The following is a 16,233-nucleotide window of genomic DNA, read 5'->3' as shown; positions in this document are numbered from 1 at the left end:
TCTGATTACACCCAGACAAGATGTGTTCTTTTATCGCCCAGGACACCATGTCGCCAAACTGGGTGCTCTACTCAGTCACTATTGGCAACGCCGTTCGGAGCTTAGAGAGATAAAAACCTATGATCTTGTCTTTATATTCAGAGAGGCCCTACTCACCCGCCACACCTTCTTTGAGCGGGGTGTGGCGCGGGCAGGGGTGCCTATTCTTTTCGATCTGGACGATGCCATCTGGCTGCCCAACGTAAGCCAGGCCAACCGCCGCTTCGGCTTCCTGAAGGACCCAGAAAAAACCCATCGTATACTACCCCTTGCAAGCTTGGTCTTTGCCGGAAATTCGTATCTGGCAGACCATGTACGTGCCTACAACCCCAACGTGTGGATCGTGCCCACCACCATTGATACCGATCTGCACAAACCTGGCCGAAGCGAGAATAATGCCGCCGATGCGCCCATCGTAATTGGCTGGAGCGGCAGCCACACCACTCTCCCCCACTTCCGCCTGGTAGAGCCTGCACTGGCTCATATCAAGCAGCAGTATGGCAGTAGAGTACGGTTTGTGGTAATGGGAGATGCTGGCTACCAAAACGAGGAGCTAGGTATACAGGGGTTGGCATGGAGTGAGAAGGCAGAGGTACCTACGCTCAATTCCTTTGATATTGGCATCATGCCCCTGCCTGACGATGAATGGAGCAAAGGTAAGTGTGGACTTAAGGCCCTGGCCTATATGGCCATGGAGACGGCCACCGTTGCCTCGCCCGTGGGGGTAAATACCGAGATCATTCAACATGGGCAAAATGGCCTGCTGGCTAGTAGCCAGGCGGACTGGGTACACCAGCTGAGCCGCCTGATAGAGGATGCCGAGCTGCGCAAACGCCTGGGCCGGGCAGCACGCCAGACGGTGATTGAGCGATATTCGGTACATTCACAGCGTGATCGTTACCTGCAGGCCTTTCGGCAACTAACGGAAAAGAAAACACTGGCCCCAACCTAATCTCCCACCCAACCATGTGTGGCATAGCCGGATGGTTTGCCTTTAAGCCCGAGGCCCCCGGCCTCCCTACGGCCGCCCAGCTCGGGCAGGCAGTGCTGCGCCTGCGCCACCGGGGGCCCGACCATCAAAATCAACTGGTAGCGGGCCGTGTAGGCCTGGGTCACGCCCGCCTGAGCATCCTGGACCTCAGCACCGGGGCCCACCAGCCCATGCTAAGCCCTGATGGCCGCTATGCCATTGTCTTCAACGGCGAGGTCTTTAACCATCAGGCACTGGCAGAGATGCTACAAAGGCGGGGGGTGCACCTGCACACTCGGTCGGACACAGAGGTTTTGCTCCAGCTATTCATACAGGAGGGGAGAAACTGCCTGCCAATGCTGAATGGCTTTTTTGCGTTCGCCATCTATGACCGCGAGGAGCAAAGCCTCTTTCTGGCACGAGATCGCTATGGCATTAAGCCCCTATACCTGCACCAGGATGCGGTAGCCCTACGCTTTGGTAGCGAGCTGGGTGCCCTGGCAGCCCTGGGCATGCCCTACCAGATAGACCAGGCTGCGCTTGCCTGCTATTTCCGCCTAAACTACTTGCCCCCACACAGTAGCCTAGTCCGGCAGGTGCAGCAGCTACCCCCGGGGCACTTTGCCTACCTGCAGCACAATACCATGCTGGTAGAGCAGTGGTACCGGCTGCCCCTGGCACCCACACAGCCAGAACCTGGCTATACCCAAGCCCAGGAAAAGCTGCTGCTGCTGCTAGAGGATGCAGTGAAACAGCGCCTGGTGGCGGATGTACCGGTGGGCGTATTCTTGAGCGGGGGTATAGACAGCAGCAGCATCACGGCCCTGGCCGCCCGGCATACATCACATCTGCACACCTTCTCCATCGGGTTTGAGGACAAGCTGTACGACGAAACCCCCTATGCGCAGGCCGTGGCACGCATGTACCGCACCGAGCATACGGTCTTTACCCTTGGCGCAGAGGACTTGTATGCCGAGCTGGACGACATGCTGAACAGCCTGCAAGAACCCTTTGCCGATGCTAGCGCACTGAACCTATATCTGCTAAGCCGCCGTACCAAGGAGCACGTAACCGTAGCCCTGAGTGGCGACGGGGCGGATGAACTGTTTGGCGGCTACAGCAAGCACTTGGGCGAGGTGTACAGCCGGCAGGGCAGCCTGAGGAACAAGCTGCTGCGCAGCCTGAGCCCGGTGCTGCAGCGGCTGCCTGCCCATCGCCACAGCGCGCGGGGCCGTAGGCTATACCAGCTGCAGCGCTATGCTGCCGGGCTGCGCAGGCCACCCGCCGAGCGCTACCTGGCCTGGGCCGCCGTGGCCGAAAAAGATTGGGTGGCGAAGCTGCTGGTCCAGCCGGCCGATGAGGCAGAACTGCTGGCACCCTATGTAGCACACTTCAGTCCGGCGGGAGACCTGAACGAAGTGCTGGGGGCAGACATGCAGCTGGTGCTGGGGGGAGACATGCTGGTAAAGACCGACCGCATGAGCATGGCGCACGGCCTGGAGGTACGCGTACCGTTTCTGGACTATCGGGTAGTGGACTATGTAATGGGCCTACCCGTGCACTACAAGGTGCTGGGGCAGCAGCGCAAGCGCCTGCTGCAAGATGCCATGCGCCCCCTGCTACCGCCCCAGCTGTACAACCGGCCCAAGCAGGGCTTTGAGGTGCCCCTACGCAGCTGGTACCTGGGGCCCATGCGCAGCTATATAGAGCAGAAACTGCTGGACGAGGAAGCCCTGCGGGCGCAGGGGCTCTTCCACATAGCACCACTGCGGCAGCTGTGGCAGCGCATCGTGCACGGACAATCTACCCGAGAGGAGTGGACACTCTGGGCATTTATTGTGTTTCAGCACTGGCACCGGCGTACATTGGCCACCCAGGCTTAGGCTGCACAGTTTGCGCCTTCAGGTTCACGTTTCCATTGATGAATCCTGGATAAGCTGGCTCATCAGGCGGTACAGCTCAGCCAGCTCCGGGGCCAGCAGGCGGAGCCGGGCATCGTGTTGTGCCAGGGTATGGGCATCGCCCCGGCTTGCTGGCCCCGTCTGCGCCTGCTTCGGGCTTAGGCTATGCAGTTTGGCCACCACCTCCTCCACCAGGGGCAGGTATAGTCTGTGCGGCTGATCGCCCAGCCCGATGGGGGCCGCTATGCGTGCCGCCTGGGCAATTAGGGCATTCACAAAATTGGCGGCAAAAACAGCTCCCAGGTGCAGCTGGGCACGCTGCTCGCTGTCTATCCAGTGGCAGGCAGCAGGGCGCAGGCCCGTGGCCAGCTGCCGGAGCAGGTCTGCGCCGCCGGCATTAGCCTCCAGAAAGAGTGGAATCGGATCCCAGTCTACCGCACGGCCTCGGCTGAAAGTTTGCAGGGGGTACAGTACCCCCACCGGCCCCGGATAGGCTGCCGCCAGTGCCGATAGTGGCACGGAACCGGCGCAGTGCAGCAGCAGGGGTGGCCCAGGCATGGCTTGCAGCTGTGGGGCCAGGGCATGGGCCAGGGTGACGATTTGGCCATCTGGCACGCAGAGCAGGACCGCCTGCACCCCTGTGTGCACGGCCTGCCGCATGTCTCCGGCGCGGGCGGCGGGTAGCTGCCGTACCAGCAGCTCGGCCGTGGTGCCTGTTCGGCTCAGCACCTGCACTACCTGATGAGGGCTACGCTGCACAAAGGCGTGAGCCAGGCTATGGGCCAGGCCACCCGCCCCGATGAGCGTGAGCCGGTGGCCGCCCATCATGCAGGCCGGGGGGTAGCCGGGCGGGGTTCTGGCTCGCGCTCGGTGGGGGGTTGTGCAGGCCCTTTGTCCCGGGGGTGCAGTTCGCCCAGCCTGCGCCAGATGGCCAGCAGGAAGCCCAGGGTCATCACCACCGTACCCAGCCACAGCAGGTTTACCCAGGGCTTGCTACGCGCATTCAGGATGACGTAGTCTTGCTGGGGTTTGCGCTCCGCCACGGCTATGCGGTACTGGTCGGCCTCGGTGGCCACGCCAGAGAAGCGCACGCGCCAGTCCAGCTGTGGCAGCCAGGCATCCACCATGGTTACGATACCCGTTTGCTTATTGATCATCAGCTTGGGGTACACCGTCCAGCTGCTGTCTTCCGTACGGGCTGTTACGGGCAGGTGGGTCAGTAGCTCATGGGGGCCAAAGTTGTCGGGTGTGGGTAGGCGCTCCGGCCTACCTACCTGTAGGCGGATGCCATCCACCACCACCCCACTGTCGGCAGACAGGGCCACCTCCGGCTGCACCAGTTCCCACTCCAGCTTGCTATCCGCCTCGCCCGGGCGGCCCGTTACGTGGGTATAGATGTCCTTATCGATAAATATGGCCCTGTCTGGGTGGGCTATGATGCCGTCCTCGCCCTGCGGCTCAGCCTCGGGGAAAAGCCGGAATGCACGGCCGTACTGCACCTCCACCGCGCCACTGGGGCCATAGTCCAGCGGGTAGAAGTCTACGGTATACAGCTTGCGCCCATTCAGCATCTCCAGCGGCAGCATGGGAGCCTGATTGCTCACATAGTAGGCAATCTTGTCAAAGTTCAGATAACTCTCCAGCGCATGCGCGTCTCCGGCACCGTTTGCCCGCTCTTTCAGGAAATAGGGTACGGGTAGCGACACGCCAAAGTCCTCGCCCGTAGCGTCCGTAAAACCAATGCGGGCAATGTCATCTGCTGCCGTAATGAGTCGATAGTTTGAGAATGGGGGCTGCGCCGTGCGTACCCCCCGGTACACCAGCCTGTAGCCCCGGATGTCTACGGGTTTCTCCCGTGCCAGCACCACGTTGGTACGTGCCTGGTCTGCCCCCATGCCTGCCTCCAGCTGGGCCGGGTTCAGGTTGATGGAGAGCATCTGCTCATAACCACTGCTGAAGAGGATACCCAGCAGCATCAGGCCAAAGCCGATGTGTGCCAGGCTACCCCCTGTGTGGCGCAGGTTTCGGCGGCTGCGGCGCAGCAGGCGCAGGATGATGGTGCCATTGGCCAGCAGGGTAAAGAGCGCGGCAAAGAGCAGCAAGTCATCCGCAAAAACAAGTATGGCCGTATTCAGGTAGGCGCGAACCTGGGCCCACAGACCCTGATCTCGGGCAGCAGCCAGGGCAGCACGGTACTTTTCCTGAAAGGCAAACTCCCAGCCGCCCTGCCAGATAAGCACCATAACCAGTACCGTGCACAGGGCCGCGAGCAAGAAGGGCCGGAAAAGCGCCTTTTGCAGGGTTGCCTTCTCGATTTTGGTCCAGTAGAAAAATTGACCTATGGCCGAAAGCAGGGCTATGAGCAGGCCAAACCACACATTCCAGCGATAGTAGAAGTACTGCACCTCGCCGGGAGGGGCCATCCGGGTGCCAAAGATGGCGTTTAGCACCGGTATGCTGGTAACCAGCAGGATCTCGATGGCGGTGAAGCTGAGCACAATGGCCGCCAGGAAGAGGAAGAACTCGCGGCTGTATACGCTGGTGGAGCGTGGCCCGGTGGGGATGTGGCGCCAGTGCTGCACAAACAGCAGGATAACCCCGCTAAAGTATACCCCCAGCAGCAGCAGCAGCTGGCCACTGAGGCCCAGGTCGGTAAAACTGTGCACGCTGGTTTCGCCCAATATGCCCGAGCGCGTAAGGAAAGTACTGTAAAGTACCAGCACAAAGGTGGCACTCATCAGGATCATGGCCATCCGCAGGTTGCGCTTGCTCTTGCGGTAGCTGAGCATGGCATGCAGGCCACCCACGCCCACCAGCCAGGGTACCAGGCTGCTGTTTTCCACGGGGTCCCAGTTCCAGTAGCCGCCAAAGTTCAGCGTCTCATAAGCCCAGTAGCCACCCATGATGATGCCTACCCCCAGGATCATGACCGAGAAGAGGGCCCAGGGGCTGGCCGGGGCTATCCACTCGGCATACCTGCGCTGCCACAGGCCTGTAAGTACGTAGGCAAAGGCCACTACCGTGCTGGCAAAGCCCAGGAAGAGGGTAGGCGGATGGATGACCATCCAGTAGTTTTGTAGCAGGGCATTCAGGCCCTCGCCGTCTGGTGGCACAAAGCCGGGCTGCCGCTGTAGCATCTCATTGGCCGGAAAGGCCTGGGCAAGGGTAAGAAAGGGACTGCTCCCAACCTTGAAGGCGCCGGGCTGCACATGCCCCAGCACATAGCTGAGCGCTGCAAGTGCCAGCCCCGAGGCCAGGATGTGCATGGAAAGCTGGCCCCGCCTATAGCCCAGTATCAGTAGCCCGAGCAGGGCAAGCAGGAGGAGGAGCTGAAGCAGGTGAGCGGGGCTACCCTGTAGTGCCAGGCTCCACCACGCCGTCTGACCCCGGAATAGTGCCACGAGCAAAAGTGTGCACACCACCCCGGCAGCCACCGGCACCACACTGAAATAGTCGATGCCCTGCGTACTGCGCGGCATACGCAGCGGCCAGCTGCGATAGGGCCACAGCAAGAGGCCAAGCAGAAAAAGTGCCAGCAGGGCCAGGCCCCACTGCGCCAGGGCTGGGCCTACACTTACGCCCAGTATCATGCTGGCCAGCACAGCCTGCACGCTGCTGATGACAGCCAGCACCCCGGGCCGCCAGCGCCCGGCCCGCCACATGAGCAGGAGGCCAAGTAGGGCATGCCAGAACATCCAGAGCAGGAAGCTGCCCTCCTGCCCCTCCCACAGGCTAGCCACTATGTACTGCGGGGGCAGGCTATTGCTGCTGTGGTCATACACGTAGGCATACTGGTACTGCCGGCTAAAAATCATGCCCCAGAGCAGGGCCAGGATGCCGATAACCGAGAGCGCATGCAGCCCAAAGCTGACATGGCCAAAGCGCTGCCAGGATGCCTGTGCGGCAGGCCGTGTGCAGGCCAGGCCATAGGCCACGGCTGCCAGCACAGCCGATACAAAGGCGAGGTCGCTGAGCAGGAAACCCCAGGTGCCGGCGGTCATTCGGTGCGGCTGGGGTTAGGGCCCTGTACGGTGGTTTCTGGCCCGGCATTGTTGTACTTGCTGGGGCACTTCAGGTGGATCTTGCTGGCCACAAAGGCATTGCCCTCCCACTTGCCCACCACATCCATGCGCTCAGCCTGGCTCATATCTCCCAGGGTGCCCTTGCGGTACACCACCTGTGCCTGCTGGCCCAGGGTATCTTGCATATAGAAGCTGTAGTAGTTGTCTTCCGGGCGAAAGTCCTTCTCGGTCCGGCGCACCCAGGTGCCAATAACGTGAACCTCGGCCTGCTGGCCGCGTGCCGACTCAAAGTCGCTATAGCGGCTGGCAGAGCTTAGCAGGTCCGTCAGTAGCCAGGCAAAGGCCACCGCGATCAGCACCAGCAGAAAAATATTGCGCGTTTTCATAACGGTTGCAAGTTCTGAAAACGATGGCAAAAAAGCACGGGTTCCCCCATTGGGTGTAGTATTTTGGGATATTTGAGGATGGAAAGCCCCCTAGCCCCCCGCATCCTGTACGAAGATAATCACCTGCTGGCCGTGTGCAAGCCAGGGGGCATGCTGAGCCAGGGGGACGAGAGCGGAGACAAAAGCGTGTTTGACTGGGCGCGGGACTACCTGAAAACAACCTACCACAAGCCCGGGGAGGTGTACCTAGCACTGCTGCACCGGCTGGACCGGCCGGTGGGGGGTGTGCAGCTGCTGGCCAAGACGGGCAAGGCTGCTGCCCGGCTGAGCAAGGACTGGCAGGCCCACCAGGTGCAGAAGACCTACTGGGCGGTGGTGCATGGTGTGCCGCCCGAAACCACCGGCACCCTGACGCACTGGCTACGCAAACTACCCGACAAGAACATTGTACGGGCCTACAAGAACCCGGGCCAGGGGGCCAAAGAGGCCGTGCTGAACTACCGGCTGCTGGCACGCGTAGGAGACCATAGCCTGCTGGAGGTGGTGCCACGCACCGGCCGCCAGCACCAGATACGCGTGCAGCTGGCAGCCATGGGTTGCCCCATTGTGGGGGACGTAAAGTATGGTAAGTCGGACTTCCTGCCCGATCGATCCATTGCCCTGTGGAGCCGGCAGCTCCGCATTACCCACCCTACGCTGAAGGAGGTGCGCACCTTTACGGCCGAGCCGCCTGCCCTGGCGGTGTGGAGACCCTTTGCAAGCCAGGGCAAAGGCAGCTAGGCAGCCGCTGCTAACCCCATGCAGGGCGTGAACAGAAGCTGCACCTGATGGCCGTGTATGGGCCTAGCGCGTTAGGGTAAACAGCGTATCGGCATGCAGAATGGTCATGCTCTTCTCATCGATGGTTTCTAAGAAGGGCTTGGGCACGTCCGACTCCATGGCACGCTGGAAGATTGCCTGTGCCTTCTCTACCGACTCCCATTGTATTACATCCACCCACTGGCCCTCGCGGGTTTTGCCAAACGTGCGGCGGATAAAGCCATCCTGACTGCGGATAAATTCGTTCACCGAACGTGCTTTCTCTATCGCCTCGGCATCGGCAATACCCGGTTTGGTCTTGTAGATTACTACTTCCACCGCGCCGCCATTCGGCACGGGTACCGGTCGGTCGCTTGTCTTTGTCTCGGCGGAGGTTTTCGCTTTTGGGGAATTGCAGGCTACCAGTCCTAGCAGGGCCGTTGCAAAAAGTATGGATTTCATCATGCCCCTTGGACGCATGGGCGGCGGGGCTGTGACAGTTCTGCACGCTATGTGCAGGAAAAAAATCCAAAATCCAGACCTCTTCTGGTCGGGGGTCTATTTTTTCAGCAAGATGTAGAACCCCATCACAATCATCAGCAAGGCAAACAGCCGCCTGGATGGGGAGCTAATGACCAGCTGACCCAGCTGTAGCTGGGCAGGCAGGGCGGTGGCCAGCCTGCTGGAAACAAACACGCCCAGCATAAAGCCTACGGCCATGATGAGGGCTGAGCGGGGCTGGGCATAGCCCGCCCGGTAATACTGGTAGGCACCTACGAAGGCCACAGGCAGGGTGAGCAGGGCCAGGCTGGTGCCCTGTGCTTCCTTCTGCCCATAGTGCAAAAAAAACACCATGAGGGGCACCATTACCAGCCCGCCGCCTATGCCGAACAGGCCGCTGAGCAGGCCACCTGCCAGGCCAATAAGGATCAGTATCAGGTACTCCATTTGCTTTACGTGCTTGTAAGATAAGTGCTGCCGCCATCCGGCGCAGGCACCACTTGGGCTTCTTGCGCACACCAGCCGGAAGGCAGGCTCCCCATTCGTGGTGCCGCTTTTCACATTCGCCCACTCCTTACCTCACTCCCTGCGCCCCTGTGGGGTCGGCTAGGGGCGGTTGCGTACGGAGTGGTGGTTGTTTTCGTGCTGGTGTGCATACACCTCGCCGTAGTTGGGATTACGCTTTTTGCGTAGCCAGTCCAGGCGGGGCTGTAGTTTTTCCTTGCTTACCAGCAGCTTGGCTTTGTCCATAATGGCGCTGTCGCGGGTGTGGAAAACGAGGTCGTACTCCTCGCTCATCACAATAGCCTCCTCGGGGCACACTTCTTCGCACAGGCCGCAGTAGATGCAGCGGAGCATGTCTATCTCAAAGCGGGCAGGGTAGCGTTCCTTAATGTCCTGGGTTTCGGCTGCCTGCATGCTGATAGCCAGAGGGGGGCAGGCGCGGGCGCACAGGCCGCAGGCCACGCAGCGTTCCTGGTTGTGCTCCTCCACCAGCACCGGGCGCCCGCGAAACTCGGGGCCCAGCTGCGGCTTCACCTCGGGGTACTGCATGGTTACCTGCTTGCGAAACATGTGCTTGAAGGAGAACCACATGCCCTTAAAGATCTCCGGAAAATACAGTTGCTGCCACCAGTTCAGGCGGCGCTCATCAGCCGGTGCGGTCTTTATGTGTGTTGCCATAGGTATGCGTGTATAGGAGGGGGGGGGGAATATAGACTACGGTACACAAATGTACAGGGAGTTGTGCACCGCTCCCAAACTTTTTGCACAAAAATTGGGGGTGCTGCCCGCAGCTCCTCACTTAATAACGGGGGCCAGGGTAAAGCGGAAGGTAGTGCCTACGTCCAGTGTGCTCTCCACTTCTATTTCTTCCCCGTGTGCCTCCAGCAGGTATTTCACAATACTGAGGCCCAGGCCCGTGCCGCCCATCTCTCGGCTTCGGCTTTTGTCTATGCGATAGAAGCGCTCGAATATGTGCTCCAGGTGCTCCTCGGCTATGCCCTTGCCATTGTCTCGCACCTCTATCACCATCTTGCGCTTACCGTTGGCACCCCGCATGGCCAGCACCACTTCCACCCAGGCATCCTCATCCCGGCCATACTGGATGGCATTGTTTACCAGGTTTTCAACAACCTGGCTGATGCGGGCGCGGTCGCCCCTTACGTATTGATTCTCCAGGTTATTGGTGCGGAGGCGTAGCTCGGCCTTTTGGCCCTCCTTTTTGCGCTTGTAGGTGGTGGTTTCAAACACGTCTAGCACCAGGTCGTAGGGCTTGAACTCCGTCATCTCCATACGCAGTTCGCCCGTCTCCAGCTGGCTGATGGTCAGCAGGTCCTGCACCAGTGCCTCCAGGCGAAACACATTGCGTAGTGCCTTGCGCAGAAACTTGCGGTTTACCTTTTTGTCTTCCAGTGCGCCATCCAGCAGGGTTTCGATAAAGCCCTGGATGGCAAAGATGGGTGTCTTTAGCTCGTGGCTCACGTCGCCCAGAAACTCTCGGCGAAACATCTCGATCTTGCGCAGCTCGGCATACTCGCGCCGCATGGCCCCGGTGGCCTTCAGAATGGTGCCATACAGGGCGGTGATGGGGTTCCCCCGGGGCTGTGCCAGGTGCAGCCGTGGGCCATCGCCGTCATTGCGGCCCAGGGCAGTACGCAGGCGGCGGTGCATACGGCGGGCCGGACCATACAGCAGCACCTCCAGCGCTAGGCCGATGACCAGCAATACCAGGCCGGAGGACGCCACAGCCAGCTGCCAAGGAAGCTGTCCGCTGTATAAATAGATCAAACAAGCCAGCCCGGCAGATAGCAACAGGCTAAGCAGAAAGGTAGTAAGTGTCTGGTGCCTAAGTGGCCTCATCCGGCAAACTTGTAGCCAACGCCCTTGATCGTCTGGATATACTGCTCACCCAGCTTTTCGCGCAGTTTGCGGATGTGCACGTCTATGGTACGGGGTACTACATACACGTCGTTCCCCCATATTTTTTCGAGCAGGGTTTCGCGGCTAAACACCTTGCCAGGCTTACTGGCCAAGAAGTACAGCAGCTCAAACTCCTTCTTGGGCAGATTGATGGGGCTATCGCCCCGGTATACAATAAACTCATCCCGTACAATGCGCAGGCCGGCTACCTCCAGGGTTCCGGCCTCCTGGACTGCATCCTCCTCGGTTCCCCGGCGAAAGAGGGCCTTCAGCCTGCTGGTAAGTACGCGGGGGCGAACGGGTTTGGTGATGTAGTCGTCCGCACCGGCATCAAAGCCAGCCAACTCGCTGTACTCTTCTGCCCGTGCAGTGAGGAAGACAATGTAGGCATGACGGGCCTCGGGCAGCTCACGCAGGCGGCGGCAGGCCTCCACACCATCCATCTTGGGCATCATAATGTCCAGCAGCACCAGGTCGGGCTTGGCTACCTTGGCCACCTCCAGAGCCTGCAGGCCATCGTGGGCGGTATACACCTCGTAGCCCTCCCCCTTCAGGTTGTACTCGATAAACTCCACGATGTCTGGCTCATCGTCTACAACCAGGATTCTCTTTTTCGACAGCTTGGATGCCATAACACAAAAATAGCGGGAAAATTAGCCTTTTTCTCCCCCAAGCCGCAAAGCACGCCTATGCACATAAGCTGCACGCTGGGCATACGTTAAGGATGTGTTAAAAAGAAAACCTGGCTAAAAAGGAGACGCGGAAAAGAGAGAGCAGGGGTGTGGGGTGCTAGCTGCTATAGAGCTCTTCCAGGCGCTTTACCATAATGTCTATACCATAGGGGGCAACATCCTTTTTTCCTTGATTCACCAGCCTATTCCGGAGGTCTGTATCCAGCAGTAATTTCAAGCCTGTGTAGATCGCTGCGCTGTCCTCGAAAGGTACAACCCAGGCATTCTCTTTGTGGCGCATAATCTCCGGTGCAATACCAGACAGGGTAACGATACTGGGCACTCCAGCAGCCAGTGCTTCAATATAGATCTGGCCAAAGGCTTCGCGCTCAGGACCGATGGGTACATGTACAAAGAGATCAAACGTCTTATACAAGGCATAAGAATTCGGCTCGAAACCTACTACTGTGTAGCTGCCTTGCGGTAGAGAGGAGAGCAACTGCTCTACTGCCGCTCTATACACCCCGTTGTTCCCGGCTATTACCAGATGTACCTCGGGGTGCTCCGCATAGAGCCGCTGAAAGGCAGGAATGATGTACTGATAACCCTTCCAAACTACAAATCTGGACACAACACCAATCACTACACGATCTGAGGGGATGGCATGTTTGGCCCGTATACCAGAAACCTGAGCGGCATCTACCTTTGAGAATAGATCCAGGTTGAATCCATGTGGCAATAGATACACCTTATCCGCCGAAAGGTGTTCCTTTTCAACCAGGATACGCCCGACCATGGGCGAGATGGCAATCGCCTTGGTAGCAAGTGAATTACAAATGCGGTCGGCCCATACGGCCTTCTTGCTCACCAGATGATGCTCAATGGAGTGATGCCGGGTGTAGTATCGTCGTTTTACAAGTGCTATACGGGCAGCAAGCAAGCCCAAGTAGTTCGCAATTAGTAAATGGGTGTGAACCACATGAGGTCGGTATCTTATCAGCTCTATAAAAATCCGGATAAAGGCCCAGGGATATCGACTGCCTCTATCGCAGCGTATAGTTAGGTAAGGAATACCCGCAGTATCCAGGAAAGACTCGAAGTCAGACTTCCGGGCGTGGAGCTTCAGGAAGAGATACTTCTGCGAAAAGAGGTCAGGATTCAGCCTGCAGGCAACCTCCTCAAACTGAACAGATTTATCGAGCCCGTAACAAATGATGGCAATCTTGCGCCGCCCTGTCTTTCTCTTCATACAGCATCCGGCTACACATCCAGTTTGGCATACTTGGCATTCAGCTCGATAAATTCGCGGCGGGGTGCCACCTCATCGCCCATCAGCATGCTGAACAGGTGGTCTGCCTCGGCGGCGTTTTCCACACTCACCTTCTGCATGGTGCGGGTTTCGGGGTCCATGGTGGTGCTCCACAGCTGCTCCGGGTTCATTTCGCCCAAGCCTTTGTAGCGCTGCACGGTTACCTTGCCTTCGTCGCCTCCGCCCAGCCGCTGTATGGCGCTCCGGCGGTCCTCTTCGGTCCAGCAGTACTGCTCCTCGCGCCCCTTTCGCACCAGGTAGAGCGGGGGCTGGGCTATATACAGGTAGCCCTCCTCGATAACGGGCGTAAGGTAGCGGTAGAAAAAGGTGAGTAGCAGGGTGCGGATGTGGCTGCCGTCCACATCGGCATCGGTCATAATAACGAGTTTGTGGTAGCGGAGCCGTTCCAGGTTTAGTTCATCCTGGCCCACCCCGGTTATGCCCATGGCGGTGATGATGTTCTTGATCTCCTCGTTTTCGTAGATACGTACGGGGTGGGCTTTTTCCACATTCAGGATTTTGCCCCGCAGGGGGAGGATGGCCTGGAACTTTCGGTTCCGGCCCTGCTTGGCACTGCCACCTGCGCTATCGCCCTCCACCAGGTACAGCTCGCAGAGCGAGGGGTCGTTGCTGCTACAGTCTGCCAGCTTACCCGGCAGGCCACCGCCCATGCCTACCGTCTTGCGCTGCACCATCTCGCGGGCCTTTTTGGCCGCGTAGCGTGCCTCGGCGGCCAGCAGCACCTTCTTCACGATGCCCTTGGCTACATTGGGGTTCTCCTCCAGGTAGTAGGCCAGCTGCTTGTTCACAATGCTCTCCACCACACCGGCCACGTCGCTGTTTCCGAGCTTGGTTTTCGTCTGGCCCTCAAACTGGGGCTCGGGCACCTTGATAGACAAAATGGCCGTAAGGCCTTCGCGGAAGTCCTCGCCAGAGATTTCGAACTTGATCTTGTTCAGTAAGCCCGAGCTCTCGGCATATTTCTTCAGGGTACGCGTCAGTGCGCTTTTGAAGCCGCTTATGTGCGTGCCGCCCTCGTGTGTGTTGATGTTGTTTACGTAGGAGTGGATGTTCTCCTTATAGCCGGTGTTGTACTGCATGGCTAGCTCTACGGGGTATAGGCCGGCGTCGTCCTGCCCCTCTATGTAGATAGCCTCTTTCATTAGCGGCTCGCGCCCCTGGTCCAGGTAGCGCACAAATTCCTTCAGGCCGCCTTCGCTGTAAAAGGTCTTGCTCAGGTAGCGTGTTTTACCTGTCTGTTCATCCTTTATTTCCTCCCGCTCGTCGGTCAGGGTAATCTTGATGCCCCGGTTCAGGTACGCCAGCTCGCGCATGCGGCTCGCCAGGATCTCGAACTTGTACTCGGTGTGGGTAAAGATGGTATCGTCGGGCCGAAAGTGTGTTTCGGTGCCCCGCTCTTCGGGTGTCGAGTCGCCGATCACCTTTACGGCCTCTACCGGCACCCCAATGCGGTATTCCTGGAAGTATACTTTTCCGTCCCGGTATACGTGCACGGTTGTTTCGGTACTCAGGGCGTTTACGCAGCTTACCCCCACACCGTGCAGGCCGCCCGATACTTTGTACGAGTCCTTGTCAAACTTTCCGCCGGCGTGCAGCACGGTCATCACCACCTCCAGGGCACTGCGCTTTTCCTTGGCGTGCATATCGGTGGGGATGCCCCGCCCGTTGTCGCGCACGGTAATGGAGTTATCCGTGTGGATGGTAACCCGGATGAAAGAGGCATGGCCGGCCATAGCCTCATCTATGCTGTTGTCCACCACCTCGTACACCAGGTGGTGCAGCCCGCGGACGCCTACATCGCCAATGTACATGGCCGGGCGCTTGCGCACGGCCTCCAGTCCCTCCAGCACCTGGATGTTGGAGGCGGTATAGTCTTGTTTATTCTCACTCATACAGGCTGACGTTAGGGTACATGCGGGGCCAAAAATAGCCAAAAAATGGATCTGAAGCAGTGTGGCACCAGGCATAGCCCAGCGGATGTGGACAAAAACGGCCGCGGGGCCGGTATTTTCCCGCAGGGGTGTTGGTTGTGCCGTTTGGGTGGTGGGTGCCCACTCAGGGCTTGGCCTCAGGCTTCAGCAGCTGGGTAACGTTGCCTATCTGGGTCTTGTTTCCCAGTATCACGATCTTGCTGTCGGGCCGGATCACTTCGTTGGCATCGGGGTTGATGATATACCTACCCCCTGGTAGTCCAAAGCCGATTACGCTGGCGCCGGTCAGGTTTCGCAGGTCCAGCTCGCGCAGGGTTTGGCCCACACAGTCGCGGTCAAACTGGCTCACGTCTATTTCCTCAAAGAACACATCGCTATCTCGGCTGGTAACCATGCTGAGGAAGCTGTGGGTGTGCGGGCGTGTAACGATGCCGGCCATTACGTTTCCGCCTATCAGTTCGGGCATCACCACGTGGTCGGCACCGGCCTGTTTCAGCTTGCTGGCGCTGCCCGTCAGGCTCGCGCGGCTTACGATGCTCAGGTCGGGCCGGCGCTGGCGTGCGGCCAGTACTACAAACACATTGGCGGCATCGTCGGGCATGGTGCATATCAGGGCCCCGGCCTGCTCTATGCCTGCCTGGGTCATTACCTCATCCTCTATGGCATTGCCCTCTACAAACAGCAGGCGCTCATCGGCCCGGTGGCGCTCTACCTGCTCTTTGCGCTGTTCCACAATCACAAACTCGGCACCCTGGGCCATCAGTTCGTCCACCACCTTCTGGCCTATGCGGCCGTAGCCGCACACCACCACATGGCCCTTCAGCCGGGCTATCTTCTGGTTCATTGCATGGTCTCTTAGCATATCGCGGATGCCCCCGTCCATAAAGAAGGCGGTTATGTTCGACACCGCGTAGGCAAAAATACCAATGTTTGTGAGGATCACCCCACTGATGAAGAGCTTGCCTGGGGTATCCAGGGGCTGCACCTCGTGGAAGCCTACGGTGCTAACGGTAATGATGGTCATGTACAGGGCATCCACCAGGCCAAAGTCTTCCAGCAGCATCAGGCCCAGCACGCCCACCGCCATTACGCCCAGGATGAGGGCAATGGCCAGGCCCATCTGCCGCAGCAGGCGCAGCAGCAGCGTGGCACGCACAAAAATTCGGTATGGCATGGGGCCAAATTACGCACAAATGGGCACTACCCCCGCACCACCACCTCGGTATCGCCCGCGCGGAGGGCGCGCATATAGGCCAGGATGAG

The 16,233-nt window shown here is 59.1% G+C and carries 14 protein-coding genes; 3 read left to right on the top strand and 11 right to left on the bottom strand.

All coding sequences use genetic code 11. The annotated features are described in order from the left end of the window. The first annotated feature begins 22 nt into the window (after nt 1-22). A complete protein-coding gene (locus tag LW884_03765; GenBank protein MCE3007449.1) occupies nt 23-991 on the top strand; it encodes a glycosyltransferase family 4 protein in 969 nt (322 codons plus the stop codon). A 14-nt stretch (nt 992-1,005) separates the two neighbouring features. After that, nucleotides 1,006-2,892: an asparagine synthase (glutamine-hydrolyzing) gene (gene asnB / locus LW884_03760; GenBank protein MCE3007448.1), complete on the top strand. Its 1,887-nt coding sequence runs from the start codon at nt 1,006-1,008 to the stop codon at nt 2,890-2,892. Between the two features lie 24 nt (nt 2,893-2,916). Here asnB and LW884_03755 read toward each other — a convergent pair whose 3' ends face one another. Genes LW884_03755 through LW884_03745 form a run of 3 tightly spaced genes read right to left on the bottom strand, consistent with a single transcriptional unit; the run spans nt 2,917 to nt 7,318 of the window. After that, nucleotides 2,917-3,738, bottom strand: coding sequence for a DUF2520 domain-containing protein (locus tag LW884_03755; protein ID MCE3007447.1), 822 nt, complete (start codon nt 3,736-3,738; stop codon nt 2,917-2,919). After that, a complete protein-coding gene (ccsA, locus tag LW884_03750) occupies nt 3,735-6,911 on the bottom strand; it encodes a cytochrome c biogenesis protein CcsA (GenBank protein ID MCE3007446.1) in 3,177 nt (1,058 codons plus the stop codon). The genes LW884_03755 and ccsA overlap by 4 nt, the downstream gene beginning before the upstream one ends. Next, the gene (locus LW884_03745; GenBank protein ID MCE3007445.1) at nt 6,908-7,318 is read right to left on the bottom strand and encodes a cytochrome c maturation protein CcmE; all 411 of its coding nucleotides are present in this window, start codon (nt 7,316-7,318) and stop codon (nt 6,908-6,910) included. The genes ccsA and LW884_03745 overlap by 4 nt, the downstream gene beginning before the upstream one ends. Before the next feature lie 78 nt (nt 7,319-7,396). Between LW884_03745 and LW884_03740 the strand changes: the two genes are divergently transcribed. After that, nucleotides 7,397-8,098 carry an RluA family pseudouridine synthase gene (locus LW884_03740; protein MCE3007444.1) on the top strand — a complete coding sequence of 234 codons (702 nt, stop codon included), beginning with the start codon at nt 7,397-7,399 and terminating at the stop codon, nt 8,096-8,098. 63 nt (nt 8,099-8,161) lie between these two features. Here LW884_03740 and LW884_03735 read toward each other — a convergent pair whose 3' ends face one another. The 8 genes from LW884_03735 to LW884_03700 all read right to left on the bottom strand — a co-directional run bounded on the left by LW884_03735 (nt 8,162) and on the right by LW884_03700 (nt 16,144). Then, nucleotides 8,162-8,581, bottom strand: a complete 420-nt coding sequence (locus tag LW884_03735; protein ID MCE3007443.1) for a hypothetical protein — start codon at nt 8,579-8,581, stop codon at nt 8,162-8,164. Nucleotides 8,582-8,674: 93 nt separating this feature from the next. Further along, nucleotides 8,675-9,064, bottom strand: a complete 390-nt coding sequence (locus tag LW884_03730) for a sulfite exporter TauE/SafE family protein (protein MCE3007442.1) — start codon at nt 9,062-9,064, stop codon at nt 8,675-8,677. A 159-nt stretch (nt 9,065-9,223) separates the two neighbouring features. Beyond that, a complete protein-coding gene (locus LW884_03725; protein MCE3007441.1) occupies nt 9,224-9,799 on the bottom strand; it encodes an NADH-quinone oxidoreductase subunit I in 576 nt (191 codons plus the stop codon). Between the two features lie 117 nt (nt 9,800-9,916). After that, nucleotides 9,917-10,978 (bottom strand): cell wall metabolism sensor histidine kinase WalK, encoded by a 1,062-nt coding sequence (locus LW884_03720; GenBank protein MCE3007440.1) that lies wholly within the window; start codon nt 10,976-10,978, stop codon nt 9,917-9,919. After that, nucleotides 10,975-11,670 carry a response regulator transcription factor gene (locus LW884_03715; protein ID MCE3007439.1) on the bottom strand — a complete coding sequence of 232 codons (696 nt, stop codon included), beginning with the start codon at nt 11,668-11,670 and terminating at the stop codon, nt 10,975-10,977. The genes LW884_03720 and LW884_03715 overlap by 4 nt, the downstream gene beginning before the upstream one ends. Before the next feature lie 157 nt (nt 11,671-11,827). Next, the gene (locus tag LW884_03710; protein MCE3007438.1) at nt 11,828-12,958 is read right to left on the bottom strand and encodes a glycosyltransferase family 4 protein; all 1,131 of its coding nucleotides are present in this window, start codon (nt 12,956-12,958) and stop codon (nt 11,828-11,830) included. 11 nt (nt 12,959-12,969) lie between these two features. Further along, nucleotides 12,970-14,931 (bottom strand): DNA topoisomerase (ATP-hydrolyzing) subunit B, encoded by a 1,962-nt coding sequence (gene gyrB, locus LW884_03705; protein MCE3007437.1) that lies wholly within the window; start codon nt 14,929-14,931, stop codon nt 12,970-12,972. Between the two features lie 163 nt (nt 14,932-15,094). Continuing rightward, nucleotides 15,095-16,144, bottom strand: coding sequence for a potassium channel protein (locus tag LW884_03700; protein MCE3007436.1), 1,050 nt, complete (start codon nt 16,142-16,144; stop codon nt 15,095-15,097). Nucleotides 16,145-16,233: the final 89 nt, after the last annotated feature.

The organism is Bacteroidota bacterium (assembly GCA_021300195.1).
GTDB lineage: Bacteria > Bacteroidota > Bacteroidia > J057 > JAJTIE01 > JAJTIE01.
This window is presented reverse-complemented; position numbering and strand designations above follow the sequence as displayed.

Bases quoted from the DNA above. Each gene is read 5' to 3' on its own strand.
- asnB (MCE3007448.1), top strand. From the start codon at position 1,006: ATGTGTGGCATAGCCGGATGGTTTGCCTTTAAGCCCGAGGCCCCCGGC.
- LW884_03755 (MCE3007447.1), bottom strand. From the start codon at position 3,738: ATGATGGGCGGCCACCGGCTCACGCTCATCGGGGCGGGTGGCCTGGCC.
- ccsA (MCE3007446.1), bottom strand. From the start codon at position 6,911: ATGACCGCCGGCACCTGGGGTTTCCTGCTCAGCGACCTCGCCTTTGTA.
- LW884_03745 (MCE3007445.1), bottom strand. From the start codon at position 7,318: ATGAAAACGCGCAATATTTTTCTGCTGGTGCTGATCGCGGTGGCCTTT.
- LW884_03740 (MCE3007444.1), top strand. From the start codon at position 7,397: ATGGAAAGCCCCCTAGCCCCCCGCATCCTGTACGAAGATAATCACCTG.
- LW884_03735 (MCE3007443.1), bottom strand. From the start codon at position 8,581: ATGATGAAATCCATACTTTTTGCAACGGCCCTGCTAGGACTGGTAGCC.
- LW884_03730 (MCE3007442.1), bottom strand. From the start codon at position 9,064: ATGGAGTACCTGATACTGATCCTTATTGGCCTGGCAGGTGGCCTGCTC.
- LW884_03725 (MCE3007441.1), bottom strand. From the start codon at position 9,799: ATGGCAACACACATAAAGACCGCACCGGCTGATGAGCGCCGCCTGAAC.
- LW884_03720 (MCE3007440.1), bottom strand. From the start codon at position 10,978: ATGAGGCCACTTAGGCACCAGACACTTACTACCTTTCTGCTTAGCCTG.
- LW884_03715 (MCE3007439.1), bottom strand. From the start codon at position 11,670: ATGGCATCCAAGCTGTCGAAAAAGAGAATCCTGGTTGTAGACGATGAG.
- LW884_03710 (MCE3007438.1), bottom strand. From the start codon at position 12,958: ATGAAGAGAAAGACAGGGCGGCGCAAGATTGCCATCATTTGTTACGGG.
- gyrB (MCE3007437.1), bottom strand. From the start codon at position 14,931: ATGAGTGAGAATAAACAAGACTATACCGCCTCCAACATCCAGGTGCTG.
- LW884_03700 (MCE3007436.1), bottom strand. From the start codon at position 16,144: ATGCCATACCGAATTTTTGTGCGTGCCACGCTGCTGCTGCGCCTGCTG.